The following is a 22,833-nucleotide window of genomic DNA, read 5'->3' as shown; positions in this document are numbered from 1 at the left end:
CGGGCCTTGAGCGATCAAGGCCCGCCGGCCCCAGGACCCCCGTATCAGACCCCAAGCCTTACAACCCTGAGAGGGATTGACGCATAGTGCTCGACGTCAACTTCTTCGACGAGCTCCGGATCGGTCTGGCCACCGCTGACGACATCCGTCAGTGGAGCCACGGCGAGGTCAAGAAGCCGGAGACCATCAACTACCGCACGCTCAAGCCCGAGAAGGACGGACTCTTCTGCGAGAAGATCTTCGGTCCGACCCGGGACTGGGAGTGCTACTGCGGCAAGTACAAGCGCGTCCGCTTCAAGGGCATCATCTGTGAGCGGTGTGGCGTCGAGGTCACCCGCGCCAAGGTGCGCCGCGAGCGGATGGGCCACATCGAGCTGGCCGCTCCCGTCACCCACATCTGGTACTTCAAGGGCGTCCCGTCGCGCCTCGGGTACCTGCTCGACCTCGCCCCGAAGGACCTGGAGAAGGTCATCTACTTCGCGGCGTACATGATCACGTACGTCGACGACGAGCGCCGTACGCGTGACCTGCCCTCCCTGGAGGCGCACGTCTCCGTCGAGCGTCAGCAGATCGAGAACCGTCGCGACTCCGACCTGGAGGCCCGCGCCAAGAAGCTCGAGAACGACCTCGCCGAGCTGGAGGCCGAGGGCGCCAAGGCCGACGTGCGCCGCAAGGTGCGCGAGGGTGCCGAGCGCGAGATGAAGCAGCTGCGCGACCGCGCGCAGCGCGAGATCGACCGCCTGGACGAGGTCTGGTCCCGCTTCAAGAACCTCAAGGTCCAGGACCTGGAGGGCGACGAGCTCCTCTACCGCGAGCTGCGTGACCGCTTCGGCACGTACTTCGACGGCTCGATGGGCGCCGCGGCGCTGCAGAAGCGCCTGGAGTCCTTCGACCTGGAGGAGGAGGCCGAGCGCCTCCGCGAGATCATCCGCACCGGCAAGGGCCAGAAGAAGACCCGCGCGCTCAAGCGCCTCAAGGTCGTCTCCGCGTTCCTGCAGACCGCGAACAGCCCCAAGGGCATGGTTCTCGACTGCGTGCCGGTCATCCCGCCGGACCTGCGTCCGATGGTGCAGCTGGACGGTGGCCGCTTCGCGACCTCCGACCTGAACGACCTGTACCGCCGCGTGATCAACCGCAACAACCGCCTGAAGCGGCTTCTCGACCTCGGCGCGCCCGAGATCATCGTGAACAACGAGAAGCGCATGCTCCAGGAGGCCGTGGACGCCCTCTTCGACAACGGTCGTCGCGGTCGCCCGGTCACCGGTCCCGGCAACCGCCCGCTGAAGTCCCTCAGCGACATGCTGAAGGGCAAGCAGGGCCGTTTCCGCCAGAACCTGCTCGGCAAGCGAGTCGACTACTCGGCGCGTTCCGTCATCGTCGTCGGCCCGCAGCTCAAGCTGCACCAGTGCGGTCTGCCGAAGGCCATGGCGCTCGAGCTCTTCAAGCCGTTCGTGATGAAGCGCCTGGTGGACCTGAACCACGCGCAGAACATCAAGTCGGCCAAGCGGATGGTCGAGCGCGGCCGCACGGTCGTGTACGACGTCCTCGAAGAGGTCATCGCGGAGCACCCGGTCCTCCTGAACCGTGCGCCCACGCTGCACCGCCTCGGCATCCAGGCGTTCGAGCCGCAGCTGGTCGAGGGCAAGGCCATCCAGATCCACCCGCTCGTCTGCACCGCGTTCAACGCGGACTTCGACGGTGACCAGATGGCCGTCCACCTGCCGCTCTCCGCGGAGGCGCAGGCCGAGGCCCGCATCCTGATGCTGTCCTCGAACAACATCCTCAAGCCGGCCGACGGCCGCCCGGTCACGATGCCGACCCAGGACATGGTCCTCGGTCTGTTCTTCCTGACCACCGACGGCGAGCTGCGCGACACCAAGGGCGAGGGCCGCGCGTTCGGCTCCACGGCCGAGGCGATCATGGCGTTCGACGCCGGCGAGCTGGCGCTGCAGTCGCCGGTGGACATCCGCTTCCCGGTGGGCACCATCCCGCCGCGCGGCTGGACCCCGCCGGCCCGCGAGGAGGGCGAGCCCGAGTGGCAGCAGGGGGACTCGTTCCGCCTGCGCACCACCCTGGGCCGCGCGCTCTTCAACGAGCTGCTGCCCGAGGACTACCCGTTCGTCGACTACTCGGTGGGCAAGAAGCAGCTCTCCGAGATCGTCAACGACCTGGCGGAGCGCTACCCCAAGGTCATCGTGGCGGCGACGCTCGACAACCTGAAGGCGGCGGGCTTCTACTGGGCGACCCGTTCCGGTGTCACCGTGGCCATCTCCGACGTCGTCGTCCCCGAGGCGAAGAAGGAGATCGTCCGCGACTACGAGGCGCGCGACGAGAAGGTCCAGCGTCAGTACGAGCGCGGTCTGATCACCAAGGACGAGCGCACGCAGGAGCTCATCGCGATCTGGACGGAGGCCACCAACAAGGTCGCCGACGCGATGAACGCGAACTTCCCCAAGACGAACCCCATCTTCATGATGGTTGACTCGGGTGCCCGAGGAAACATGATGCAGATGCGGCAGATCGCCGGTATGCGTGGTCTGGTGTCGAACGCGAAGAACGAGACCATCCCGCGTCCGATCAAGGCGTCCTTCCGTGAGGGCCTCTCCGTCCTCGAGTACTTCATCTCGACGCACGGTGCCCGTAAGGGTCTCGCCGACACCGCCCTGCGTACCGCCGACTCGGGTTACCTGACCCGTCGTCTGGTGGACGTCTCGCAGGACGTGATCATCCGCGAGGAGGACTGCGGCACCGAGCGCGGTCTGAAGCTGCGGATCGCGGCGAAGGACGAGACGGGTGTCCTGCGCAAGACCGAGGACGTCGAGACCTCCGTGTACGCGCGGATGCTCGCCGAGGACGTCGTCGTGGACGGCAAGGTCATCGCGCCGGCCAACGTCGACCTGGGCGACGTGCTCATCGACGCCCTGGTCAACGCGGGCGTCGAGGAGGTCAAGACCCGTTCGGTCCTGACCTGTGAGTCCGCGGTCGGTACGTGTGCGTTCTGCTACGGCCGTTCGCTCGCCACCGGCAAGCTGGTCGACATCGGTGAGGCGGTCGGCATCATCGCCGCCCAGTCCATCGGTGAGCCCGGCACCCAGCTGACGATGCGTACCTTCCACACCGGTGGTGTGGCCGGTGACGACATCACCCAGGGTCTGCCCCGTGTCGTCGAGCTCTTCGAGGCCCGGCAGCCGAAGGGTGTCGCCCCGATCTCGGAGGCGGCCGGCCGCGTCCGCATCGAGGAGACCGAGAAGACCAAGAAGATCGTCGTCACCCCGGACGACGGCACCGACGAGACGGCGTTCCCGATCTCGAAGCGTGCCCGTCTGCTCGTGGGCGAGGGCGACCACGTCGAGGTGGGCCAGAAGCTCACCGTGGGTGCCACCAACCCGCACGACGTGCTCCGGATCCTCGGTCAGCGCGCGGTCCAGGTCCACCTGGTCGGCGAGGTCCAGAAGGTCTACAACTCGCAGGGCGTGTCGATCCACGACAAGCACATCGAGATCATCATCCGGCAGATGCTGCGCCGCGTGACGATCATCGAGTCCGGCGACGCGGAGCTCCTTCCGGGCGAGCTGGTCGAGCGGTCGAAGTTCGAGACCGAGAACCGTCGTGTGGTCACCGAGGGCGGTCACCCCGCCTCCGGCCGTCCGCAGCTGATGGGTATCACCAAGGCCTCGCTCGCGACGGAGTCCTGGCTGTCGGCCGCCTCCTTCCAGGAGACGACCCGAGTCCTGACGGACGCGGCGATCAACGCCAAGTCCGACAGCCTCATCGGCCTCAAGGAGAACGTCATCATCGGTAAGCTCATCCCGGCCGGTACGGGTCTGTCCCGCTACCGCAACATCCGGGTCGAGCCGACCGAGGAGGCCAAGGCCGCGATGTACTCGGCCGTCGGCTACGACGACATCGACTACTCGCCGTTCGGTTCGGGCTCCGGCCAGGCCGTTCCGCTGGAGGACTACGACTACGGTCCGTACAACCAGTAAGCGAGTCGCCTGAACCGCAGGGCGGTCACCCCGTGTACGACGGGGTGGCCGCCCTGCGGCGTGTTCAGCGGCCGAGGGCCTGCCAGGTGGTGAGCATCAGGCCGGCGCTCGCCACCAGGACGGTGACGCTGGCCACCGGCCAGCGCGAGCGTTCCAGGGAGTCGAGCCGGAGCTCGTGGTCGGCGAGCTGCTTGTCCGTCTGGTCGTGGCGCTGGACCAGCAGGGCCAGCGACCCGTCGACGCGGGCGAAGCCGGCCTCCAGCGTGCCGCGCAGCCGCTCCAGTTCCAGGGCGACCGCCACCGGGTCGCCCGAGTGGGACGTGTCAGAGTCGGTCATCGGCGGCCCCCGGGAGGACGGCGGCGTCCGGTTCCCCGCTCCGCAGCCAGGACGGCAGCAGCCGCTGCACCCCCGGCAGGGCCATCACGCGGGTCAGCGCGCCCGCGACGGCGAGCGCCCCGGCGGCCCAGGGAAGGGTGGCCGGGATGCCGGAGGCGTCGACGACGGCGGGCAGGACGACGGCGAGGGCCACGGCGGTCTGGACGATCGTGCGGGCCGTGCGCTTGGCGGCATCGGACATCTGCGGGCTCCTCACCGGGTGTACGGGACCTTCAGGGCGTTCCAGGAGGCGCGGCCGGGCACGCCGTCGGCGTCGGCGCCGCGGAACCCGAGCTTGCGCTGCCACTTCGCGTAGCTGCGCCGGTCGGCCTCCGTCCAGCGGGGGCCGGGGCCCACGCCGTACGCGGAGCAGCCCTCGGCGACGAGCCGGCGGCCCATCGCGGTGATCACCGGGGAGCTGGTGGAGCCGGTGAAGAACTCGCTTCCGGGAAACGGCTGGAGGCGCGGGGCGCCCGAGGGGGCGCCGCCGGACGGCCCGGCCGGGCTCGTGGCGGGCGCCTTCGACGGGGCGGCGGCGAGCCGGGCGGCGATCCGGCCGCGCAGGTCCGGCATGGTGAAGCCGCGCGGATCGCTCTTGTGGTCCGACCACTCCAGGTGCCCGATGACGGACTTGGCGCCCCAGGCGTGGGCGCGGCAGATCGCGGCGGAGGCGCGCTCGATGGCGTCGAGCTGGGCGGCCGGCCAGGGGTCGGCGCCGTCCCCGAGGTTGACGCACTCGAAGCCGTAGAAGCGGGCGTTGCCGTCGACGGCGCCCGCGCTGCCCTGGTGCTCGTCGGTGGCGGGCGGGCGGTCCCCGTAGTTCTCGGCGATGACCGCCTTCAGGACGTCGGGGTCGCCGCCGCCCGCGTGGTTGGCGCGGCCGTTGCCGACCAGGTGGACGACGCCCTCCTTGTCGATGACGCCGTGGCACAGGGGGCCGGGCAGTTCGGCGTAGCCGTTGTAGCAGAGCTCGACGGAGGCCGCGCTGCCACTGGAGACGGTGTGGTGGATCATCACGCCGTTGACCGGGCCCCAGGCACCGACGTGATTGCGGTTGTGGGTGCGCCATTCGCGGTGCTCGACGACGGTGACGCCTTCGGCGCGCAGCGCGGCGAGCAGCTGGTCGGCGGTGAGGGGAGTGGCCATACGAGGGCTCCTTTCGGAGAGGAGAACGCCCCGTGCCGTTCGGACGGCACGGGGCGGGTGGTGCGGAGGGGGCCCGGTCAGGACAGGGCGGCCCAGATCGCGTTGGAGTCGGCGAGCACGGTGGAGGGGGTGAACGACGCGGGCAGGGAGGTCTGACCGGTGGTGGGCAGCCGGCCGTGGCGGACGAACGACCCCGGCATGCGGGCGCTGCCGCCCGGGGTCTCGCCCATGGAGGCGCCGCGCATGAAGGCCGGGCCGCTGTTGGACGGGCTCGGGCCGTTGATCAGCAGCGCCACCCAGTAGTTGCCGGGGGCGGCGTTGTACTGGGCGGTCAGCGGCAGGACGAACGTCTTGCCCTCGGTCGCGGTGATCGTCGTGTTCAGCGTGGCCGTCTGGCCGACCTTCGCGCCGGCGGCGGTGTAGAGGCCGGCGAGGGAGGCGGCGCCGAGCGTGCCGCCCACGTACCCGGGCACGTAGAAGACGACGTTCTTCACGGTGGTGGCCGCGTGCAGCGGGATGCCGATCAGGTACACCCAGCCGTTGATGCAGTACTGCACGGAGTTGGCCGAGGAGGCCGCCGGGTCGAACGCCCAGCCGGCGAAGCCCATCGACGCGGGCGACCAGGTGCCGGCCGCCGAGACCGCGTCGACGTAGCCGCGCCGGACCAGGTGGTGGGCGGTGGTGGGGTTGACCGCGGTCGACGGGGGAGCGGCGAAGGTCTTGGCGCCGTTCACCGTCTGGTCGCCGGTCAGGAGCACCGCGTCCCCGGCGGCGACCGCCGCGACGTCGGACGCCTTCAGCTGGACCGCGCCCGCCTGGCCGTTGACCGACTTCACCGGGGCGGCGTTGATGCCCAGGTAGCGGATGTCCCCCGTCGCCTGGGTCAGCGCGCCGAGTTCGGCGGCGGTGAGGGTGACCGCGCCGGTCTGCCCGTTCACGGAGGAGACCGCGCCCCCGGTGGCCGGCAGCTGGGCGAGGGGGACCTTGCCGTCGGGGCCGAGCGCCGCCACGCCGCCCGCCGTGCCCACCGTGGAGACGGCGACGGCCGACAGGTCGGCGGCGGTCAGGGTGATGTCGGGGGTGGTGCGGCCGTTGACCGAGCGGACCGGGCCCGCCGGACCCACCGGCCCCATCTGCCCGGCGGGTCCGGGCGGGCCGGGCACGGCCACGTAGTGCGGGGTGTTCGGGTCGGCGGGGGCCGTGTCGGCGAGGTCGACCGCGGGACGGGAGGCCGGGAGGGCGATCTGGTACGCACGGAGCCGGCCGAGGCCGCCGAGCTTCTCGGTCACCTGGTAGGTCCAGTCGACCGGGTTCCAGCCGGGGGCGTCGGTGGCGGGCAGGACGACGTTGATCCGCCCCTCGCCGTCCAGCCGGGCGACGGTCGGACCGCCGACGAACACGTCGGCGTCGGTGTGGGTCAGCAGGGACGGCGGGCGGAACTCGACGGAACCGCTCATGGGGCTGCCGTCCGGGGTCAGGTAGCGGGCGGTGACGCGGACGGTCGGGATGGACGCGGGGAGCACGGGGCGTTCTCCTTCGGTTGGGCGGGTACGGGGCCGGCGGCGGGCCGGTGGCGGGGGAGCGCGGGCGCCGGACGGGGCGGCGCGGTGCCGGCCGGCGGCCGCCGCCCGCCCGGAGGAGGGCGACGGCCGCCGGCACGGGTGCCGTGCGTCAGGACTGCACGCCGTACAGCGCGAGCGGGCTGCAGCGGACCGTGTCGCCCGCCGCGGCGACCTTCGCCTGGATCTCGAAGGTGACCGTCGCGCTGAACGCGGCCGACAGCGGCTCGGTGAACTCCAGGCCCGCGTCCGGCGTGCCGACGGGGCCCACCGGGACGCCGTCCACGAGGAGGCGGACCTCCGCGCCGGCCGCGCCCCGGACCGCGATCCGCGCGTACAGGCGCGGGTGCTGCACGATGCCCGGACCGCTGTAGAGCGTGGTCCACTCGACGCTTCCGGTGGACTCCCAGCGGGCCGTGTCGACCGGCCGGGGCAGCGCGTACGGGATGTACGGGCGGGCGAGCCCGCGCTGCGCGGCGTCGTCGGCGACGACGACGTTGCCCCACCGGTCGAAGATCTGCACCGGCTGGGTGCTCAGCTGGTCCGGCGCGGGGGTCCGCACCGTCAGCGCCAGGGAGCCGTCGTCGCGGCGGACCATCAGACCCTGCTGGGGTTTGTCCGGGCCGCGGTCCGGCTGGACCCTGCCCATGTGGATCAGGTCCTCGCCCTCGGCGGAACGGACCCGCAGCCGGCCGCCGTCGCCGATGACGACCTCGCCGTTGTTGATCTGGTTCAGCGCCGGAGTGGTGTTGGCGCTGCCCATCAGCTCCCGGATCTGCCGTTCCAGGTCGCGGATGCGGTCCAGCAGGTCGGTGGGAATGATCGCCAAGGGTTACACCCCTTCCAGATAGAGCGTGGCCGTCTCCGGCTTGGTGCGCTGGGGCGGGTTCACGGCCAGGCCGACGACCCGGTAGTGGGCGTCGAGCCCGTCCGGGTGCCACAGGTCACGGACGCGCAGCCGGATCAGGGAACCCAGCAGGGCGGGGGTGATCCGGCCGTCCAGGACGACCGTCAGCTCGGGGATCTGCTCGGGCCGGCGCTGCCGGGCGAGCTCGGCCCGGGCCAGCGACCGCAGCACCTCCGGGTCCTTCACCCCGCTGTGGTCGGAGGTGCGCTCCAGGCGCGGCCAGCCGGCCACGAGGTCGCCGGGCTCGGACTCCTTCACCGTCAGCGGCTCGGATTCCTGGGCCTGGTCGGTGTTGTCCGAGTCGCCACGGGCGACCCAGACGTTCGCCTGCACGGTCGAGTCCGTGGGCAGGCTGTACGACAGGACGGGACCCGGATGGTCCAGGACGATGTCCGAACGGCCGCCGCGGATGACCGGGTACCCCAGCTGGAGCCGCTTGACGCGGCGGCCCTGGCCGTCGCGGTAGCAGTGGACGCGCCATTCGAAGCCGTCGGCGAGCTGGGCCAGCTTGTCGAGCAGTTCGCGGACGCGGGCCAGGGCCGAGTAGCCGTACGCGAAGTCCCGGTGGACACCGGACATCTCCGCGCCGAGGCTGATCCCGATGTCGCCGCCGGCCTGCGCCTGGGCGTGTTCGACCAGGGCCCGCGCGATGTCGAACTGGTCGGTCGCGGTGCCCGCGATGCTGTCGGAGAGGATGCGGTGGTCCAGGTAGGAGTCGAAGGTGCCCGCCTGGAACTGCACCGTCATCCGGCCCTGCTCGTCGGAGGCGGGGGTGCAGGTCCACAGCACCCCGCCCCACCAGATGTCCCCGTCCCGCTCCAGCCACACCGCGGTGCGGCCGGGCCGGAGGGCCTCCTTGGCCCGTGCCGCCAGGCCCGGTCCGGGCAGGGGCACGGTCGCGGACAGCGACCCCGACTTGCCGATGAAGTCGTCGAACTTGGCCTCGGTGAGCGGCAGGATGTCGAGGACCTGGTCCGTGCGCAGGTCGCAGAAGAGCGCCCGGTAGACGGGCGTGATCACGTCCTTGCCCATCGGCCGGCTCACAGCACCGGGTCGACGCGGATGAACCGGTTGTCGATCCAGGCGTTGTTGCTGGTCGCCGACGAGACGTACGCGGCGACCGCGTCGTACACGGTGTGCGGCTTGAGGCCGGTCACCCGGAAGGTGTGCGAGACCGACAGGACCGCCCTGCCCGTCAGCTGCGCGGCGCGCGCGTCGTCGGCGGGCACGACGACGGCACCGGCGAGGCGGATGTTCGCCGACATCTGGGACCAGCCGGCGTCGACCGGGTTGTTGCCCCGGTAGCCGACGGTCACCAGCACCGCGCCCGAGACGGGCGTGGTGAACGAGGCGGAGATGCCCGGGACGCCGGTGTCGGTGATGGTCTCGACCCAGGTCACGGACTTGCAGTAGCCGCCGTCGTTGTTGTGGTTCCAGCCGTTCGCCGGCGCGATCGGGCGCCAGACCGTGCCGTCCCAGCGCTGGAGCCTGCCGCCCTCGTCGCGGTACTGGCCCACGTACTCGCCGGCCGCCAGCGCGCCCTGCGGGGCGATGCCGCCGATGTGCTTGGGGTAGGAGATCCAGCGGTTGCCGTCCCAGCGCTGGAGCTGGGTGGCGTTGTCCCGGTACTGGCCGGAGTAGCCGCCCTTCATGTCCCGGTTCCACGACTCCGCCAGGATGCCGCCGACGGCGACGGTGGTGTGCCGCAGGTCGTAGACGGCCTTGGACCAGTCCAGGCCGCCCGTGCCGACGGACGCGCCCGCCGGGACGACGACCTTGGCCAGCGGCAGCGCGCCCTCCGGCACCGACTGCGGGTCCGGCTGGCCGGGCGTGCCCTTGAGGATCTCCAGGACGGCCTCGGTGCGGTTGTTGATCGTGTCGAACTGGGCGTCGTACACCCGCAGCAGGACCAGGTCGACCCGGTCGTTGTTGGCGTCGCCGTCCTCGAAGGTGATCTGGGTGTAGTCGGTGAGCACGACCGGGTAGGCGCCGGCGGCGGCGGAGCCCTGGACGACGGCCCGGCCCGGAGCGACGTTCGCCGTCATGCCGGCGGTGTCCCCGTAGACGTACAGCGCGTCCATGATGTACGTGCCGTCCTTCGACCCCGGCAGGATGCCGGTGGCGCTGGTCAGCGCGCCGGTGGGGGCCATGGTGCCGATGGGGGCGAGCCGGGTGTCGGCGCGGGACTGGCCGGACTCGGTCTCGGTGCGGTTGATCAGCCATGCGCTGCGCACGGGCATGAGGTCCTCCTGGGAGATGCGTGGTGGGAAGTCGGGGGAGGGGAGCAGGCGCCGGGACCGGTCACCAGTGGGAGTCGCGCCAGCGCACGGTCACCGAGGCCCTCGGGTCGGGGGTGGCGTCGTCGGAGCGGAAGGCGAGCGCGGTCCGGCCGGGCTCCAGCCGGAACAGCTGCTCCGGGGCGGACGCGGGCGTCGCCGTGTAGAGCCGGGACGCGGTGCCGTTGAGCAGCACGGTCCCCGCCTCGGTGTCGACGGTGAGGACGTCGCCCGCGCCGAGGACGATGTCGTACTGGAGCTGGCGTCCGTCGCCGAGCCGGGTCAGCGACGGGCGGCGGACGGGGCCCCGGAACTCGATCACGGGGTGGGCGGCGGCACCGCCCTCGTTGACCGCGCTGAAGCTGCCGGACTCGGCGTCGCCGCCCCAGCTCAGCGGCCAGGTGAGTCCGCCGCCGGTCTCGTCCTGCCAGACGAGCCCGGGTTCGCTGACCGGCAGGGTCGCCCGGCCCTCGCGCAGGGCGGGGCTCAGGCGCCGCGGGTCGGTCGCCGTCCACTGCAGGCTCGCCTTGCCCAGGCCCTGGCGGACGAAGGCGCGGTCCTGGGGGACGACGCGGCGGCTGACCCGGGCCCGTACGGCGAGGGTCTCGCCGTGCAGCCGCACGGCCAGCCAGCGCTCGCCGCCCTCGGGGCCGGTCGCGGCGCGGAAGGCGAGGCCGGTGTCCAGCGCCCGTGCCGCGGTGGGCGGCACCAGCCAGACGGTGGCGGTGACGAGCCGCGGCTGCGCCCAGACGGCGCCGGGCCAGGCGCCGTGCTGGTCGGGGCGGGGCACGTCGCCGGTGTCGAGGGTGGGCAGGTCGTCCCAGCCGGTGATGCCGGTGCGGTCGATCTGGTACGGCGTGCCCGGACCCATCAGCAGGCCGGCCCACTGGATCTGCCCGTCGCGGGTGATCAGTGAGCCGGGTGCGGTCTCGTCGGTGTACGCGGTGGTGGTCTCGGCCATGACGGGCCGTCACCTCACTTTCGTCAGGCCGCGTCCAGGCCGGGCGCGGGCCGCGGTCCGGTGCGGGGGCGGGGGTCCGCGGTGGTGTGGCGTGGTCCGGTGCGGGGGCGGGGGTGTGCGGTGGTGTTCCGGGCCGGACCGGTCCGGGCTCAGGCCGCGGTCCGGTGCAGGAACAGCAGGTCCTCGGCGACCGCGAGGGGGCTGCGCCCCTCCGGCTCGTGGTAGGCGCGCAGGCGGGCGCGGTCCGAGGGGTCGGGGGTGCCGCCGGTGCGCCGTCCCGCTTCGGCGGGCCGGAGCCGGTCGAGGGAGGACAGGGGCCGTACGGCGGAGGCGCCGTCCCGCGAGGGATCGACGACACCGCCCTCGGCGAGCTGCGGGATCTTGTCGAGCTTGACGCCGAACTTCTTGCCCAGGAACTCGCCGCTGAGGCTGTTGAGTCCGTCGATGACCCAGTTGGCGAAGGCGATCAGGCCCTTGACGGGGCCGGTGATGACCCCGGCGAGCATCTGCAGGCCGGTGGAGACGAAGTCGCCCATGCCGCCGAGGGTCCCGGCGGTGGCGTCCTTCACCCGGGTGAACATGCCGGGGATCTTGCCGGTGATCCAGTCCAGGACGGGCTGGATGACGGTCCTGAACGCGTTCCAGGGCCGCCGGACGAGGGCGCTGAGCGCCTCGGTGGCCCGGGTGATCGATCCCTTGGCCTTGCCGAAGTCCCCGGAGACGGCGGCGCCCACGACCTCGACGACGGTCGTCATGACGACGCCCATGGCCTTGAAGTAGGTGCCGATGATCGTGCCGTAGAAGGTGACGACGGGGCCGAGGAACTTCAGGATCTGCTGGAAGACCTTCAGGACGTGGTCGAAGACCTGTTTCATGATCTTCTGGCCGGTCTCGGTGTTCATGGCGTACTCGACGAGGGCGGCCACGACCGGCACGATGATCCCGGCCAGGAAGCCGAGCGGGTTGGCCCGCATGGCGACGTTGGCGGCGGTCATGGCGGCCGCGGCGGCACCGAGGCCGATGCCGAGCACGGTCATGACCTGGGACACGGGGCCGATGAACTGGCCGAGGAGACCGGCGATGCTGTCGAATCCGGCGGCACCCGCCACGAGCGTGACGAGCCCTCCCACCACGCCCCTGGTCTTCGAGCCGCCGTTCCTGATGCCGTTCGCGGCGGTGCCGGCCGTGCGGCCGGTCCTGGTGAGGGACGTGCCCGCGCCGTCGGCACGGCCGCGGATCTGCCGCAGCTGGGCGGTGGCGGAGGAGGCGTCGGAACGGACGCCGTCGAGCGCGCCGGTGATCCGGGCCGGGACGCCGCGCAGGGCGCGTGCCGCCCGGACGGCCGGTGTGACCTGGGCGCGGAACGACGTGAGCGCGCGGGTGAGGTTCCGCAGCTCGGTCCGGAGGACGTCCGCGGAGAGGGCGTTCGCGGGAAGGGCGGGCGCGGCACTCATCCGCGCGCCTTCGACAGGAACAGCAGCGCGGAGGCGGTCTCCCGCAGGTCGCTGGAGGACGCCTCGTAGTAGTTCTCGATCTGGAAGCCGTGCGCGGCGCCCGCGCCGGAGTTGACCGACCGGGCCCTGGCCGCCCGGGCGGTGTGGCGCAGCAGCCGGTCGAGCTTGGACAGCGGCAGGACGGCCTCGGCCTCGCCGGCCTCGGCGACGATGGCGTGGACGCCGCCGCGACGCGGCTGGACGACGCCGCCCTGGGCGAGCTGCGGGATCTTCGGGATGCTGACGCCGAAGGTCTTGCCGCCGACGAAGGGGACCCAGCCCGGGATCGAGACCTTGATGCCGTTGAGCTTGCCGATCGCGCCGTTGATCAGGCCGATGACGGCGTTGATGGGGCCCTTCACGGCGCCCTTGATCTTGTCGAACGCCCGGCCGGCGATGTCCTTGAGGCCGCCCCAGATGCTGGAGAGCTTCTCCTTGACGGCGCTGAACGCCTTCGGGACGACGTCCTTGATCCAGTTGACGATCGGCATGATGATCTTCTTGATGCCGTTCCAGACACCGGAGATCACCGACTTCACGCCGTTCATCACCGAGGTGATGACCTTCTTGATGGCGTTGAACGTGGTCGAGATGACCTTGGAGACGGCGTTCACGACGACCGTGACGGCCTTCTTGATGCCGTCCCAGACCGTCTTGATCAGCTTGCCGGCCGCCTTCATGATCGGCCCGATGGCCTTCATGACGGCGGTGATGACCTTCTTGATGGCGTCGAAGGCGACCTTGAGGACCTTCTGCATGGTCTTCGAGCGGGTGGCCATCTCGACCACCTTCTCGATGAGCGGCATGAACAGTTCCATGAGCCGGGCGATGAAGTTGCCCTTCATGGACTTGTTGAGGCCGCCCATGCCCTTGGAGGCGTTGTCGGCGCCCTTCTTGAAGTTGCCGATCTGGCCGCCGCTGGTCGTGCCGGTCTTCCCGGCCTTCGCGAGGGACTTGTCGGCCTTGTCGGCGGCGGACTTGAGGTTGGTGAGTTCACGGGCGGAACCCTGGGCGGCGGACCGCAGCCCGGTGAGCCCGCTCTGCCCGGTACGGGCTCCCTGACCGATGCTCTGGGCCGCCCGGGCCGAGGCGTCCGCCTGGGTCTTGAACTGTTTCAGTGAGCCCGAGGCCCGTGTTGCCGCTGAAGCGAGCGACATGGCGACTCCTTGAGGTGTGCGCGGTTAGGCGAAGGCGGCGGAGAGCTCGTTGACGGCGGCACGCAGCACGCGGACCTCGGAGGAGACGCCTCTCGTGGTGGGGCTTGCGTCGTCGATTCCGCGGGGAGTGGGGCCGGGGCGCCTGGCCTCCGCCGCTCTTTGACCGCTCGTCGCCTGCGACACGGACCTGAGCGCGGCCTTGATCTTGTCGACGTCCCGCCTGAGGTTCTCCAGAATGGCCGCGTCGATCTCCTTGTCCCGACGCGCCTCCTTCTGTTTCTTGCTTTCGATCTTCTTCTGCAGCTTGTCGATCAGCTTGTTGGTCCACTTGAATTCCCGGGTGGCGCCGAGAATGGTGATTCCTTTTTCGTCGACCTTGAACACCGAGAGGCCCACGGTCAGCGCGGTGAGGCTCGCGGCGACTCCGGTCGCGGTGAGCGACGCGAAGGAGGCGGTGCCGCTGATCTTGGAAAGGGTGACGCTCATGTTGTTGACGGTCACGCTCAGGTCGTTGACCGTCTTGCTGTACTTGTTGACCGTGGAGCTGAAGGTGTTGTGGGTGACGGTGATCCCGTTGACGGTCGAGCTGATCCCGTTGACGGTCGAGCTGATGGCGTTCTGCGTGGTACTGAGCTGGTTGAAGGACCTGGTAATCCCGCTGAAGGATTCCCGGAATTGCTTGTAGGGGTCCTTGGACGCCTCTTCCATGGCGTAGAGAGCGTCGTCGACTTCTTTTATGGTTTTTCTGGGGTTGGGGTTTCCCATCCGAGGTCTCCTGTGGGATCGCTGCGGCACGGTGCTCGCACGGCTTCCGAACCGGCGCGAGTTCTTCTGGTGCTCCCCACCGCGAGGTCGAGGTGTTCCGGAGCCACCGGGCGCGCCGCACGGCGGGTCGGGAAGGCTCCGCGCACTGCGGACAAAAGGTCGCCGGGGGCCGAAGCCGCCGCAGCGGCGGGCGGGCGCCGGCCCCCGTGACGGACCCGGCTGCCCGCCCCGGTGCCGACCCGGACCGCCGCACCGTCGCCCGGTGCTCCTCCCGACGGCCGGAGGGGACGCCGGGCCGGCGGTGCGCACCGGCCGTGACTCACGAGAAGAAGCGCCCCAGCTCCGCCGGGTCCGGGACGCCCGCCGCCTCCGGCGCCGACCGCTCCGCCTCCTCCTCGCGCTCGCGGTCGCCCGGCCTGGGCACCGGAACCGGCTGCTCCGGCGGGTCGGAGTCCTCGTCCGAATGGACGGAGGCGAACATCCAGTTCGCCGCCGCCATGTGGTCGACCACGGCGGCCAGGAGGTAGTCGGTGACCGACCACTCCGCCGCCTCGCCGTCCCGTTCCCTGCAGACGGCGCTGTCCTGGGGCATGTGCTTCACGAGGATCGCGAGCCGGCGGGAGGAGAGCCGGCCGCGGTGCCAGTCCAGCAGGTCCACTCCGTAGTGCCGGAGCAGGTCGGCTTCGAGGGCCTCGGCGTGTTCGGTGACGAACTCGTCGAGGCTCAGTCTTCCCCCAGGCCGAGCCCGGTCTCCTTGCCGTACGCCTCCAGGACGGCGGCGATGTCCTGCATGGTGACCTCGTGCTTCTCGAAGCGCGCGAACTGCTCCTCGCCCATCAGCAGCAGGAGCAGCCCGTCGACGTCGTTGTCGTCGAGGTTCTTCAGCCCTCCGGCCGCGCCGCGGGTGAGCTCGGTCGGAAGCTCGAAGGTGTCGCCGTCCAGCTCGAACGACCAGGTCCGGCCGAGGGCCTCCAGGCGCTGGGCGCGGGCGGCGTTGACGTTGAACGATGCCATGGGTGTCTCCGTATCTCTGGGACGCAGCTGTGAAGGGTGGTGCGGGGGGAGAGCGGTGCGCCGGGGCGGGGGCGGTGGGCCCCCGCCCCGGCACGGGTGGTGCCTAGGCGCCGGCGGCCGCCGCGTACGCCGGGTCCTTCATGACGAAGGTGGCCAGCGGCTCGCCGTCCCCGGAGGACAGCGCGGTGAAGGTGACGCCGAGCGACGCGGCCGCCTTGCGGGCGAGCTTGATGTCGTCGGTGGCCGTGACCTGGCCGCGCGGGATGACGAAGCGGTACGTCACCTCCTTGCCGTCGGTGAACTCCAGGCCGAGCGCGCGCTCGTCGAAGGTCGGGCCGTCCGGGACGTCGAAGGTGAAGACGCCCGGGTTGCCGGTGCCGCCGGGGGTGATGTCGGTCTTGCTGCCGCCCATGAAGAACGGCAGCGTGTCCTCGTTGAACTGCAGCATCGAGAACTTCAGCGTCAGGTCGCGGTCCGAGTAGACGAACCGGGCCGGGCTGATCGACTGCCACGTCTCGACCGGGTCGAGCTTGTCCTTCTTGGAGAAGGTCACGCCGTCGGTCGACGTGTACCCGAGGTCCACCCAGCCGGTGCCCCAGTCGGTGGAGGGGTTGGCGGAGAAGGTGGTCGGGAGGGGCGCGCCGAGGGGGGCGACCAGGACGCGTCCGGTGCCTGCGACGCGGATCTCGGAAGCGGAGTTGCCTGCCATGTGGTGCTCCTTCAGGGGAATGGGTGGTGCATCGGTGGGCTGCCGTGGGTACGGCAAAGGCCCCGCCGGGATCGGCGGAGCCTGGTCTGTGGGGTACGGGGCGGAGGGTCCGGCCCGTACGGGGGCGGTGCGTGCCGGCGCGGTCCCGTACGCGTCCGCCCGGCGGACGCGGAAGGACCCGGGCGCCGGGTCAGGTCCGGACGGAGAGCTGGATCACGCAGAGGTAGCGGTTCGCGGCGGTGTAGACGTAGTCGGGCAGCCAGCGCGGGCCGTCCGCCTCCGCGACGTCGGTGATGACCGACGTGCCGAAGGCCGTGCCGGCGCTCTGGAGCAGCACCGCGCGGGCCGCGTTGGCGAGGACGTGCGCGGCCGTCTTGTCGGGGCCGTACACCTCCAGCTCGATCATCGGCCGGTCGACGTGCAGGTCGTCGATCCAGGCGCCGCCGCGGCGGGAGACGATCACGGCCCGCTGGGTGCCGTCGAAACCGGCCGGCGGCGTCTCGTCGACGACCGCGCCCGCCAGCTCCGGACGGTCGGAGAGGAGGTCCACGACGATGGCCTCCACGTCGGGGAAGGTGCTCGGGGCTGAGCTCATGACGGGGAATCACTCCTGTTCGTACGGGGCTGACGGCGTCCGGGCGGTGCCCGCGGCGCGCTCGGCGCGACGGAGCGGGCCGGGGGGAGCCCGCGGTCCCGGCGCGCGGGGCCTTGCGGACACCGCCCGGACGCGGAGGCGGGGAGCCGGTCCCTGGAGGGATGCGGGCACAGCTCCGCCGCTGCACCCATTGTGAACGAGATCGCGCGAGCGCGCAACTAGTTCGTGCGAGCCCGATCGGGGCACGAGTGTTTGGACTGGTGACGCACCGCCACGGCGCGTTACCCTCGATACTTCGAACACAGATTCGATTGGTGCGTGAGTCGATGTCAGCGCGTTGTGCGGACAGGGAACGGCAGGTGCGTGTGGTCGGGGGTGTCGGCAGTGCCCATGAACGGCTGACCGAGGTGGTCGCGGCCGCCGTCGAGGTCGCGGCGGAGGCGGGAGAGGCCGGTACGTACACCGGGGACGTGGCCCGGACCCTCTCCGCCGTGGTGGGCAAGGTCGGCGCGCGGATCGCGGTCGAGGCGGAGATCCGCGGGTTCTCCAGCGGCTGGCAGGAGGCGGTCGCCCACGTCGGAGCGCCCCGCCCCGACCCCGACGGCGCGCGCGTGGTGCCCATGCGACCGGAAGGGGACGGAGGACCGTGACGTCAGGACCGCACGGCAGACGGAAGAGGCGGCCGCCCCTCGGGGCGACCGCCTCTTCCGTGTCTTCCGTGTCTTCCGTGTCTTCCGGTGTTCTGCCGTGGTGCCGTACTGCCGTGCTCTGTTGTCCCCGCTCTCAGGTCGCCGGGTCCGCCGCGGGCCTGCGCCGGGTGGCGCGCTCCGCGGCGAACACGTCCTCCAGCCGGTAGAGCAGCGCCCGGCCCCGCCGGCCGGCCGGTACCAGGTGGCCCAGCTGGACCCACTTGCGGATCGTGGCGGGCACCACGCCGGCCTCCGTGGCCGCGAGGGCGCCGTTGATCAGGGTGTCGGCGGCGATGACGGTCATCGGCGTCCTCCTTCGTCCGAACGGGCGGGTGCGGTGCGGGCGTCGGCGGACTCGTCCATCGACACGCCGATCTCGTCGGGGTCCGCCCCGGCGGCACGCGCCAGGGCCTCCCAGTCGCCCTCGTGCCACACGTGCCGGTAGGCGGGGTCCGTGCGGCAGTCGCACTCCTCGCCGGCGCAGCGGCAGGCCGGGTTCACGCACAGCACCGCCCGGCGGGCCGGGAAGGCGCGCAGGGAGACCGAATCGCACCACGGGCAGCGGCCGCCGACCCGCACCATCGTCTCGGAGTCGCCGAGGACACGGGCGCTGCGGCGGGCCATGCGCCGGGACTCGTCCCGTACGTGCGCGGCGAGTTCCGGGTGGGCGGCGACCCGGGGGAGGAACCCCGCGATCCGCGCCAGCCGCTGGGGCACCCGCGCGTGGCGCGGGCGGCCGAGGCCCAGCTTGTCGTGGACGGCCTCGTCCAGCTCGACGACGCCGTCGGTGATGTCGCGGATGGCGTCGGAGACGTGGAGCCGCAGCGGAGCGGCCGAGTAACCGGGGACGGGCGTGCCGTGCCGCTGCTGCGCGAGCAGCGAGTCCCGGCGCTCCTCGCGGATGCGCCGGTCGGTCTCGGGGGAGGGGGCGCGCCGCTCGCCCGTGGCGGACGCGGACGGGCGGCCCGGCGCGAGCTCGGTCAGCAGTTCGGGGAACTGCTTGAGGAGGGCCTCGATCCAGAGGGCCGCGTCGCGGACGGTCTTCTCGGGGGAGACGGCCGGTCCGGGGACGGCCGGCCCGGAGGGGGCGGGGGCGGAGGGGGCGGGGGCGGACGGAGTCGCGGTCGAGGGCGGGGGCTGGGGTGAGGACGCGGCCGGCGTGGACAAGAGGGTCTCCAGGTGGGGCGGGTACGGCGGAGGGGGAAGGAGCGGGGGCGGGGCGAAGTGCCGGTCGGGTACGGGGACTTCACGCGGCCGGATCGGGACCCCGTACGAGGAGCCCCTACGTCACGTGCGGAACGGGGCTGGCCTCCGGCGTGGTCCCGGATACGCCGGAAGGCGCTCGACGCGCACGCGTCCGGCGGGCGCCCGACGAGATGCGCGCGTGGGCGCAACAAGAGGAAGGGGGCGGTCTCAGGGCGCGGCGTGCGGTCCGGGGGTGCCCGGCCGCCCCCTCCCGCGCCCGGCCGGTCGGCCGTTGCGCCAGAGACGGCCGGCGCTCACCCCGTCGAAGAAGCTCTCCGCCGGGGCGACGGCCTCCTCGCACCGCCGTACGACCGGACACCGCTCGCACGCCATCAGCGCAGGCAGGGCCTCTTTCTCCCGCTTGCTGAAGACCACGTGCGGGGGCAGTCCGGAGCATGCGGCGGCGGCGCGCCAGCCGAAGAACTCCACGATCTCGGACAGCGGCAGGGCGGTTGCGGACGGCATGCGGAACTCCTGTCTCGGGCGGCGGCCGGTCCGTTCGCGCGGTCCGAGCCGTAGTTGCGAACACGCACGATGGCATATTGCGCGCTCGCGCGCAACGTTCCCGTCTCCTCACCTTTGCGAAATCAACACTGTGCGTGCGCAGGAGCACGTAATTCCTTGCGCGCAATCGCGATAAGCTGGACATCGCTTTGGAGGGAGGCGACCAGTGATGACCGCCAGTGACCTGGAACCGTTCGCCGCCTGGATCGAGGAATTGATTCGCCGCCGCGGCTTCGACATCGACAGTCCCCGCGGAGGGGGCAAGTCCCGGCTCGCGGACGAAGCGGGGGTGCACCGCGCGGCCATCACCCGGCTGCTGCAGCGGCAGAGCATGCCGGACCTGGAGACGACCCGTCGTCTCGCGCACGTCCTGGACGTGCCGGTGCGGGACATGCTCATCAGATCCGGTCGGCTCACCGAGGACGACCTGCCGCTGCCGCAGGCCGCCGAGACGGTTCAGCCCGGTGTCGGGGGACGCCGGCTGACCCTGGAGGAGGCCGCCGCCGGACTCGGGGTGCCGGCGGCGCAGCGGGAGATGTTCATCAAGGTCGCGGGCCAGTTCCTGGACGCGCTGCCGGCCCGGCGCGAGTCGCTCGCCAAGGATTGAACCCGTGCCGCCCGAGCGGCCTTTCGCGCGGGGGAAGGCGTCCGGAGCGGGCGTCTTCCCCGTGTCCCAGTAAACTGTCACGGCCTGACGCCCGCACACCTGTACCAGTTACGCCCCAGGAGTCGCACACGCCGATGTCACGCGGGCCGAGCAGGTGGCCGCAGTCTGCCTTCGACGCCACGGGCGGGATCGGCAGCGATGGGACGCGAGAGAGAAAAACGCATGACCGAGGGCAAGGAGAGGTCCCTGCCCTCCGGCGGCGGGAACGACGCCACCGGCGGCGACGCGCCGGACCCCGCGTGCGGTGAGGAACACCCACCGGGCGACGGTGGCTCCGCCAGGCCCCCGGGGCCTTCGGGCTCTCCGGGGACTTCGGCTCCGGGGGCCCCGGGGGATACGGACTCCCCGGGTGACATCCCCGGTCTCCTCGCCTTACTCGTCAGGCTGCTGGAGGACCACGCCCCCGACGAGATCGCCGTCCTGCTCCGCGAGGAGGTCGAGCGCCGTGAGTTCCGCGCCTACGCGAACGGGTGGCGCGACGCCACCGCCCACGCCGGGCCCACGCCGGAGGAGGCGCGGCTGACGCGTACCCGCGCGCTGCGTCTCGTGCGGCGCATGTCCGGGGAGGCGTCCGTCATCCCCTTCCCGCAGAAGCGGCCGACGGCGGCGGACCAGGCGGCGAACGCGCCCGAGGAGATCCTGGCGGCTCCCGACGAACCGCCCGAGGAGCCCGACCGGCCGGCCGACGCCGATGCCGGTCCGGACGCCGTCGCGGGGGCTGCGTCCGACACCGGTGCGGACGGGGCCGCCGGTACGCGGCGACCGGGTGCCGGGGCGGGGGAGGGCGGCCCGGGGGACCCGGACGCGGCGGAGGCCGCCCCGGAGTCCCCGGAGCCCCCGGAGCCCCCGGAGGACGGTGCGGGGCCGGTGGTTCCGGGACCCCGCGACCCCTCGGGATCCGAAAGTCCTTCCGCGTCCGGGGAGTCTTCGGCGCCCGGGGGGTCTTCGGCGTCCGCGGAGTCCCCGGAGGCCCCGGAGTCTCCCGGGGCCGCCTCCTCGCCCTCCGCCCGTCCTCCGCGCACCCCGCCCCCGCCCGGCTTCGTTCCCAAGAGCCGGAGGTCCAAGGTGCCCACGATCCCGAGCATTCCGAAGCTCGCCGGACCGCGCAGGCCCCGCCGCGGGCCGGCGGCCGGACGGCCTTCGGCGTCGTCGTCCGCGTCCGACGACGACACCGTCTGAGCGGGGCGTTCGGCCCCGCCCGGCCGGGGCCTCCGCCGGCGGCCGTCCCGTCGTCCCCCGGAGAACGGGGATCAGCGGGCCGGGCCGCCGCCTCCCTGGGGCGGGAGGTGGGGCCGGGGGGTTGTCTGCTGGCCGGGGACCCGGGGGGCCGTGGCCTGGGGGCCGGGGGCCGAAGGGGTGCCGGTCGCGGGTGCGGCGGTGCCGCGCAGGCGGGCGGCGGCGGCGATGGAGGGCGTGGTGGCCGTCGCGGTGGTGGAGGCGGTGGCGGTGCTGGTGGCGGTCGCGAACTGCGCCCGGTCGAGGTAGGGGCCGGGGGTGACCTTCCAGGAGGTGACGTTCGGGTCGACTTCCTGGCGGACCACTCGTTCCATGAGGGTGGCCATTTCGACGGGGCCGATGCCGCCGGGTACGGGGGTGATGTTCTGGGGGATGTGGTACGCCTCGGCCCGTATGTCGCCGCGGACGCTGCCGTCCGCCTGGGGGACGAAGCCGGAGTCGATGACGACGCGGTGGTGGGGCCGGATGTGGTCGGGGGTGAGGATGCCGGGGTTGCCGGTGACGGATATGACGATGTCGGCGTCGCGGACCTGTTCCAGTCTGTCGCCGTAGTCGAGGGTCATCGGGTCGTGTCCGCCGGCCCGGAGCATGTTGACGACTCCCTGTCCGACGAACCCCTTGCTGCCGACCACGGCGATGGTGGGGTGGTCGGTCGCGAAGGGTTCCGCGACCCGGTAGATGCCTTCGGCGGTGGCACAGGCGGGGTAGGGGGAGCGGCCCTTGAGCAGGGCGTCGATGTCCTTGGCCGGGTCCATGCCGTCGACGAGGGGAGCGAGATCGCGCGGCGGCGGGAACTGCACGATGATCGCACGTGTGTCCGGGTCCGCGTTGTAGCCCTCCAGGACCTGGCGGAAGTCACCACGGCCGACGCCGGGCGGCAGGACGACGTGGTCGGCCCGGAAGCCGAGGTGTTCGAAGCTCTTGATCTTCTGCTCGGCGGAGATCCGGGACGCCTCCAGGCGGACGCGCCAGTCCGGCGGGTCGTTGTCCGCCGGGGTGAAGCGGATGACCGCCACCCGCATCCCGGTCGGCTCGACGGCGGGCCGGTAGGGCGCGTACAGCTCGCGGGCCTGCCGCAGTACGTCCCGGCCCGACACCAGCTCCGTCACGCCGAGGGCTCCAGGCCGGCCAGCACCTCGGGCACCGGGTCCAGGGGGATGCCGTGGAACAGGCGGGTGACCTCTTCCGCGCTCAGTCTCCGGTCGCCCTGGTCGTCGTCCTGGTACCCGTGCTCCGTGACCTTCAGGGTGATCGCGGTGAAGATCTCGGGACCACCGGGGTCGTAGGAGGAGAAGTCCCCGAAGTGAGCGATCCACAGCAGGGAGGTGAGGTGGGGACTCAGGTGCGCGCGGAGCAGGGGGAGGGCCGCGTTGGCGACATCGGCGAAGTTGTAGGTGATTCCCTGGGCCGGGCTGTCGGCCAGCTCGGAGACGACGGCCACGGCCCGGCCGGTGCTCGGGTCGTACACGGCGCGCAGCAGGGAGAACGCCTCGCCGTTGAGCCGGTGCCGCCAGTGGAGGATCTGGGTGATCCGGGGAAGGGACACGT

Annotated in this window: 23 protein-coding genes; 3 read left to right on the top strand and 20 right to left on the bottom strand. The window is 72.0% G+C overall.

Annotation, left to right across the window (positions count from 1 at the left end):
* The first annotated feature begins 86 nt into the window (after positions 1-86).
* A complete protein-coding gene (locus tag ACFYZY_RS00590; RefSeq protein WP_388688048.1) occupies positions 87-3,986 on the top strand; it encodes a DNA-directed RNA polymerase subunit beta' in 3,900 nt (1,299 codons plus the stop codon).
* Positions 3,987-4,050: 64 nt separating this feature from the next.
* On the opposite strand, the gene ACFYZY_RS00585 is transcribed toward ACFYZY_RS00590, so the two are convergent.
* The 15 genes from ACFYZY_RS00585 to ACFYZY_RS00515 all read right to left on the bottom strand — a co-directional run bounded on the left by ACFYZY_RS00585 (position 4,051) and on the right by ACFYZY_RS00515 (position 16,944).
* Positions 4,051-4,323 (bottom strand): hypothetical protein, encoded by a 273-nt coding sequence (locus ACFYZY_RS00585; RefSeq protein WP_388688046.1) that lies wholly within the window; start codon positions 4,321-4,323, stop codon positions 4,051-4,053.
* On the bottom strand, positions 4,310-4,564 hold the full coding sequence (locus ACFYZY_RS00580) for a hypothetical protein (RefSeq protein ID WP_388688043.1): 255 nt from the start codon (positions 4,562-4,564) through the stop codon (positions 4,310-4,312). Before ACFYZY_RS00580 ends, ACFYZY_RS00585 begins: the two co-directional genes overlap by 14 nt.
* A gap of 11 nt (positions 4,565-4,575) precedes the next feature.
* The gene (locus ACFYZY_RS00575; RefSeq protein WP_388688040.1) at positions 4,576-5,508 is read right to left on the bottom strand and encodes a peptidoglycan-binding protein; all 933 of its coding nucleotides are present in this window, start codon (positions 5,506-5,508) and stop codon (positions 4,576-4,578) included.
* A 77-nt stretch (positions 5,509-5,585) separates the two neighbouring features.
* Positions 5,586-7,031, bottom strand: a complete 1,446-nt coding sequence (locus tag ACFYZY_RS00570; protein ID WP_388688037.1) for a phage tail protein — start codon at positions 7,029-7,031, stop codon at positions 5,586-5,588.
* A 148-nt stretch (positions 7,032-7,179) separates the two neighbouring features.
* A complete protein-coding gene (locus tag ACFYZY_RS00565) occupies positions 7,180-7,896 on the bottom strand; it encodes a hypothetical protein (protein ID WP_388688034.1) in 717 nt (238 codons plus the stop codon).
* 3 nt (positions 7,897-7,899) lie between these two features.
* On the bottom strand, positions 7,900-9,006 hold the full coding sequence (locus ACFYZY_RS00560; protein ID WP_388688031.1) for a hypothetical protein: 1,107 nt from the start codon (positions 9,004-9,006) through the stop codon (positions 7,900-7,902).
* Between the two features lie 8 nt (positions 9,007-9,014).
* Positions 9,015-10,214: a hypothetical protein gene (locus tag ACFYZY_RS00555; RefSeq protein ID WP_388688029.1), complete on the bottom strand. Its 1,200-nt coding sequence runs from the start codon at positions 10,212-10,214 to the stop codon at positions 9,015-9,017.
* 61 nt (positions 10,215-10,275) lie between these two features.
* A complete protein-coding gene (locus ACFYZY_RS00550) occupies positions 10,276-11,211 on the bottom strand; it encodes a phage distal tail protein (RefSeq protein ID WP_388688026.1) in 936 nt (311 codons plus the stop codon).
* A gap of 149 nt (positions 11,212-11,360) precedes the next feature.
* Positions 11,361-12,665 (bottom strand): tape-measure protein, encoded by a 1,305-nt coding sequence (locus tag ACFYZY_RS00545; protein ID WP_388688024.1) that lies wholly within the window; start codon positions 12,663-12,665, stop codon positions 11,361-11,363.
* Positions 12,662-13,861, bottom strand: a complete 1,200-nt coding sequence (locus ACFYZY_RS00540) for a phage tail protein (RefSeq protein ID WP_388688022.1) — start codon at positions 13,859-13,861, stop codon at positions 12,662-12,664. The genes ACFYZY_RS00545 and ACFYZY_RS00540 overlap by 4 nt, the downstream gene beginning before the upstream one ends.
* A gap of 24 nt (positions 13,862-13,885) precedes the next feature.
* Positions 13,886-14,626, bottom strand: a complete 741-nt coding sequence (locus tag ACFYZY_RS00535; protein WP_388688021.1) for a hypothetical protein — start codon at positions 14,624-14,626, stop codon at positions 13,886-13,888.
* Positions 14,627-14,945: 319 nt separating this feature from the next.
* Positions 14,946-15,284 (bottom strand): hypothetical protein, encoded by a 339-nt coding sequence (locus tag ACFYZY_RS00530; RefSeq protein ID WP_388688019.1) that lies wholly within the window; start codon positions 15,282-15,284, stop codon positions 14,946-14,948.
* Positions 15,285-15,349: 65 nt separating this feature from the next.
* On the bottom strand, positions 15,350-15,640 hold the full coding sequence (locus ACFYZY_RS00525) for a hypothetical protein (protein WP_388688016.1): 291 nt from the start codon (positions 15,638-15,640) through the stop codon (positions 15,350-15,352).
* 103 nt (positions 15,641-15,743) lie between these two features.
* Positions 15,744-16,349 (bottom strand): phage tail protein, encoded by a 606-nt coding sequence (locus ACFYZY_RS00520; RefSeq protein ID WP_388688014.1) that lies wholly within the window; start codon positions 16,347-16,349, stop codon positions 15,744-15,746.
* 190 nt (positions 16,350-16,539) lie between these two features.
* Positions 16,540-16,944, bottom strand: coding sequence for a hypothetical protein (locus ACFYZY_RS00515; RefSeq protein ID WP_383440659.1), 405 nt, complete (start codon positions 16,942-16,944; stop codon positions 16,540-16,542).
* 359 nt (positions 16,945-17,303) lie between these two features.
* On the opposite strand from ACFYZY_RS00515, the gene ACFYZY_RS00510 reads away from it, so the two are divergent.
* Positions 17,304-17,594 carry a hypothetical protein gene (locus tag ACFYZY_RS00510; RefSeq protein WP_388688011.1) on the top strand — a complete coding sequence of 97 codons (291 nt, stop codon included), beginning with the start codon at positions 17,304-17,306 and terminating at the stop codon, positions 17,592-17,594.
* 133 nt (positions 17,595-17,727) lie between these two features.
* On the opposite strand, the gene ACFYZY_RS00505 is transcribed toward ACFYZY_RS00510, so the two are convergent.
* From ACFYZY_RS00505 to ACFYZY_RS00495, 3 genes are all read right to left on the bottom strand, one after another.
* Entirely contained in the window at positions 17,728-17,937 is a 210-nt protein-coding gene (locus tag ACFYZY_RS00505) for a hypothetical protein (RefSeq protein ID WP_388688009.1), read from the bottom strand.
* Positions 17,934-18,650, bottom strand: a complete 717-nt coding sequence (locus tag ACFYZY_RS00500; RefSeq protein WP_388688769.1) for a hypothetical protein — start codon at positions 18,648-18,650, stop codon at positions 17,934-17,936. Before ACFYZY_RS00500 ends, ACFYZY_RS00505 begins: the two co-directional genes overlap by 4 nt.
* A 396-nt stretch (positions 18,651-19,046) precedes the next feature.
* Positions 19,047-19,343, bottom strand: a complete 297-nt coding sequence (locus tag ACFYZY_RS00495) for a WhiB family transcriptional regulator (RefSeq protein WP_388688007.1) — start codon at positions 19,341-19,343, stop codon at positions 19,047-19,049.
* A gap of 208 nt (positions 19,344-19,551) precedes the next feature.
* Between ACFYZY_RS00495 and ACFYZY_RS00490 the strand changes: the two genes are divergently transcribed.
* Complete coding sequence (locus tag ACFYZY_RS00490) at positions 19,552-19,989, top strand: helix-turn-helix domain-containing protein (RefSeq protein ID WP_388688004.1); 438 nt, start codon at positions 19,552-19,554, stop codon at positions 19,987-19,989.
* 1,310 nt (positions 19,990-21,299) lie between these two features.
* Here ACFYZY_RS00490 and ACFYZY_RS00485 read toward each other — a convergent pair.
* Together ACFYZY_RS00485 and ACFYZY_RS00480 are read right to left on the bottom strand one after the other, a co-directional pair.
* Positions 21,300-22,394, bottom strand: a complete 1,095-nt coding sequence (locus ACFYZY_RS00485; RefSeq protein ID WP_388688002.1) for a bifunctional 5,10-methylenetetrahydrofolate dehydrogenase/5,10-methenyltetrahydrofolate cyclohydrolase — start codon at positions 22,392-22,394, stop codon at positions 21,300-21,302.
* Positions 22,391-22,831 carry a hypothetical protein gene (locus tag ACFYZY_RS00480; RefSeq protein ID WP_388688000.1) on the bottom strand — a complete coding sequence of 147 codons (441 nt, stop codon included), beginning with the start codon at positions 22,829-22,831 and terminating at the stop codon, positions 22,391-22,393. Before ACFYZY_RS00480 ends, ACFYZY_RS00485 begins: the two co-directional genes overlap by 4 nt.
* Positions 22,832-22,833 lie beyond the last annotated feature (2 nt).

Origin of the sequence: Streptomyces sp. NPDC001744 (genome assembly GCF_042892575.1) — a bacterium.
In the GTDB taxonomy this organism is placed as follows: Bacteria; Actinomycetota; Actinomycetes; order Streptomycetales; family Streptomycetaceae; genus Streptomyces.
This window is presented reverse-complemented; position numbering and strand designations above follow the sequence as displayed.

Excerpts from the sequence above, each read along its gene's own strand:
- ACFYZY_RS00585 (WP_388688046.1), bottom strand. The coding sequence starts at position 4,323 with ATGACCGACTCTGACACGTCCCACTCGGGCGACCCGGTGGCGGTCGCC.
- ACFYZY_RS00580 (WP_388688043.1), bottom strand. The coding sequence starts at position 4,564 with ATGTCCGATGCCGCCAAGCGCACGGCCCGCACGATCGTCCAGACCGCC.
- ACFYZY_RS00575 (WP_388688040.1), bottom strand. The coding sequence starts at position 5,508 with ATGGCCACTCCCCTCACCGCCGACCAGCTGCTCGCCGCGCTGCGCGCC.
- ACFYZY_RS00560 (WP_388688031.1), bottom strand. The coding sequence starts at position 9,006 with ATGGGCAAGGACGTGATCACGCCCGTCTACCGGGCGCTCTTCTGCGAC.
- ACFYZY_RS00555 (WP_388688029.1), bottom strand. The coding sequence starts at position 10,214 with ATGCCCGTGCGCAGCGCATGGCTGATCAACCGCACCGAGACCGAGTCC.
- ACFYZY_RS00550 (WP_388688026.1), bottom strand. The coding sequence starts at position 11,211 with ATGGCCGAGACCACCACCGCGTACACCGACGAGACCGCACCCGGCTCA.
- ACFYZY_RS00545 (WP_388688024.1), bottom strand. The coding sequence starts at position 12,665 with ATGAGTGCCGCGCCCGCCCTTCCCGCGAACGCCCTCTCCGCGGACGTC.
- ACFYZY_RS00540 (WP_388688022.1), bottom strand. The coding sequence starts at position 13,861 with ATGTCGCTCGCTTCAGCGGCAACACGGGCCTCGGGCTCACTGAAACAG.
- ACFYZY_RS00535 (WP_388688021.1), bottom strand. The coding sequence starts at position 14,626 with ATGGGAAACCCCAACCCCAGAAAAACCATAAAAGAAGTCGACGACGCT.
- ACFYZY_RS00525 (WP_388688016.1), bottom strand. The coding sequence starts at position 15,640 with ATGGCATCGTTCAACGTCAACGCCGCCCGCGCCCAGCGCCTGGAGGCC.
- ACFYZY_RS00520 (WP_388688014.1), bottom strand. The coding sequence starts at position 16,349 with ATGGCAGGCAACTCCGCTTCCGAGATCCGCGTCGCAGGCACCGGACGC.
- ACFYZY_RS00515 (WP_383440659.1), bottom strand. The coding sequence starts at position 16,944 with ATGAGCTCAGCCCCGAGCACCTTCCCCGACGTGGAGGCCATCGTCGTG.
- ACFYZY_RS00505 (WP_388688009.1), bottom strand. The coding sequence starts at position 17,937 with ATGACCGTCATCGCCGCCGACACCCTGATCAACGGCGCCCTCGCGGCC.
- ACFYZY_RS00495 (WP_388688007.1), bottom strand. The coding sequence starts at position 19,343 with ATGCCGTCCGCAACCGCCCTGCCGCTGTCCGAGATCGTGGAGTTCTTC.
- ACFYZY_RS00490 (WP_388688004.1), top strand. The coding sequence starts at position 19,552 with ATGACCGCCAGTGACCTGGAACCGTTCGCCGCCTGGATCGAGGAATTG.